This is a genomic window from Streptomyces alkaliterrae, assembly GCF_007097205.2.
Lineage (GTDB): Bacteria > Actinomycetota > Actinomycetes > Streptomycetales > Streptomycetaceae > Streptomyces > Streptomyces alkaliterrae.
The window spans coordinates 1-2,646 of the sequence record NZ_VJYK02000484.1; the positions used below are offsets into that span (position 1 = coordinate 1).

Here is a 2,646-nt window from a genome sequence, read left to right on the forward strand (position 1 = left end):
GCCTCCGGGGCCCGCCGCCCCGGCGGGGCGGCGGCGGGCCGGTACAGGCCCGTACGGCGGCCCCGGAGGCCGCCTCGGCGGCGGGCGCCGGACCCGCCGCCCCGGGCCCGGGGGTACCCGCGGAGCCGCTGAGGCTGCCGGGCGCGCGGACCGGGACGGCGGCCGAGGACACCGGCGCCGGGGCCGATCCGGCGGACCAGCCGCTGCTGGACCGGCTGCTGGGCGAGGGCTGGGACGAGCGGGCCGCCCGCGGCCTGTCCTTCCTGCGGCGGCGGGTCACCGGCGAGTACGAGGTCGACGACTTCGGCTACGACGCCGAGCTCACCGACCACGTCCTGATGTCCCTGATCCGGCCCCTGTACGAGAAGTACTTCCGGGTGGAGGTGCGCGGGCTGGAGAACGTGCCGGACGATGGCGGGGCGCTGATCGTCGCCAACCACTCCGGGACGCTGCCGTGGGACGGGCTGATGCTCCAGGTGGCCGTGCACGACCACCATCCCGCCGGCCGCCATCTGCGGCTGCTCGCGGCGGATCTGGTCTTCGTGCTGCCGGTGGTGAACGAGTTGGCCCGCAAGGCCGGGCACACGCTCGCCTGCGCCGACGACGCCCAGCGGCTGTTGGAGCGCGGCGAGGTGGTCGGGGTGATGCCGGAGGGCTTCAAGGGCATCGGCAAGCCGTTCTCCGAGCGCTACAAGCTCCAGCGGTTCGGCCGGGGCGGCTTCGTGTCGACGGCGCTGCGGGCGCGGGTGCCGATCGTGCCGTGCTCGATCGTCGGCGCGGAGGAGATCTACCCGATGCTGGGCAACTCGCGCACGTTGGCGAGGCTGCTCGGTTTCCCGTACTTCCCGCTGACGCCGACGTTCCCCTGGCTCGGGCCGCTGGGCGCGGTGCCGCTGCCGACGAAGTGGACGATCCAGTTTGGCGAGCCGATCGAGACGGACGGCTATCCGCCGGAGGCGGCGGACGACCCGATGCTGATGTTCAACCTGACCGACCAGGTGCGGGAGACGATCCAGCACAGCCTGTACGAGCTGCTGGTGCGCCGCCGCTCGGTCTTCTTCTGAGCGGGGCGGGACAACACCGAGGCGGGCGGGTCGCGAGGGCGCGACCCGCCCGCCTCGGTTCGGCTCAGTCCTCGCGGGAGGTGTCGAGGCTCAGGCCGGGCAGGCCGCCGGGGAGCAGCGGCGGGATGGTGATGTCCGGCGCGGTGCTGTCGCTGTCGCCGGTGCCGGAGGTGAGCCCGCCGCTCTCGGTGAGCGGCGGGTCGAGCAGTCCGCCTCCGCCGCCGACGAGTCCGTCCGGCTTCTCCTCCGGGTCGGGCTTGTGGCCCTCGGGCGCGCTCGGGCTCGACGAGGCGGCGCCGTCCTTCTCGGTGGGCTTGCCGTCGGGGGCGTCCTCCGGCGCGGGGCGCTGCTGGTTCCGCTCCGCCCCGCCGACCTCGCGTTCGGCCGGGCTCTCGCCGCCCGGGGTGTCGTCCCCGGGCTGGCTGGGTGCCAGCTCCCGGATCGGAGAAACGTCTCTCTTTATGGCGTCGAACACCGAGTTGACCTGTTCGCCGACATCACGGAGCTGTACCGGCAGCAGACCGCGCAGCTCCTCCCAGCCGCCGCTGTGGGACTCGGCGAACGCCGACAGGGCGCGCAGCGGCCCGAGGTCGCCGTCCCGCTCGTGCGCCGCGCTGAGCAGCCGCCGGCCCTCGTCGGCGTTGCTGCTCATGGCGTTGAGCGCTTTGCGGACCTCGCCGAGCGACTCGTGGTCGAGCGGTCCTGAGCGGCCGCGTTCCATGAGCCGGCGGGCCTCGTGCATCCGGGTGGACGCGTGGTCGAGGTGGAGGCGGCCCCGGGAGACGTCGCTGCCCGCCATGTCGAGCTTCAGGTCCTCCATGCCGCGCTTGAGGCCGTAGAGGCGGTCGCCGGGCAGGGCGTCGGTGCTGGCGGCGGCGACACCGCCGAACGCGCCCGCCGCGACGCCGACGGTGAGCCCGCCGGCCGCCAGGCCCTTGGTGAGGCGGGACTTGGGGCGGAGCTTGCCGAGCCCGCCGAGGGGCGTCGCCCGGTGGGCGCCGCGGCCGCTCGTGCCGCGCTGCTCGGGCACCTGGCCGCCGGCGAACTGGGCCTCCATCGCCGCGATGAGCTGGGCCCGTTGGACGGTCTTCACCTCGGGGTCGAGCTGCGGCCTGGGCAGCGCGGCCAGGCCGTCGGCCACCGCGAGCAGCGCGGCCTGTTCGTGATCGTCGGTCTCGTCCGGCGCGGCGCTCCGGACGGCTCTGGTCTGCGCGTCGCCCGTCGCCTCCGGCTCCTCGTCCGGGGCCGGGGCCGTGGAGTCGGCCGAAGCGTCCGGGGTCTCGGGAGCGCCGAGCGCCTGGGCGAAGGCGTTGGCCCGCCGGTTGGTGGACACGGATCCGATCACAGGCGGCACCTCCTCTCGTCAGCACGGTTGACTCCCGGCCTCAGGGGGAGGGTTGCGCGGAATCCGAAGCTCCACCCGATCGAGTGATGACGGGTGGACGCGGCGGCCCGTCGGGGAGTCTGCAAACCCCACAACGAGCGGCGACGCACTCGGGTTACGGAGTGGCGATGATGTGACTGGAACGTTGACCATGAGGTCATGGGCGGTAACCAAGCGTGAGCGGGCGGGGAGTGGCGG

The 2,646-nt window shown here is 74.3% G+C and carries 2 protein-coding genes; one reads left to right on the forward strand and one right to left on the reverse strand.

Annotation, left to right across the window (positions count from 1 at the left end; genetic code table 11):
* The coding region (locus tag FNX44_RS25880) for a lysophospholipid acyltransferase family protein (RefSeq protein ID WP_228450245.1) at positions 1-1,064 on the forward strand (1,064 nt) is incomplete at its 5' end.
* Between the two features lie 64 nt (positions 1,065-1,128).
* Here FNX44_RS25880 and FNX44_RS25885 read toward each other — a convergent pair.
* Entirely contained in the window at positions 1,129-2,409 is a 1,281-nt protein-coding gene (locus FNX44_RS25885; RefSeq protein ID WP_143651404.1) for a DUF5667 domain-containing protein, read from the reverse strand.
* Positions 2,410-2,646: the final 237 nt, after the last annotated feature.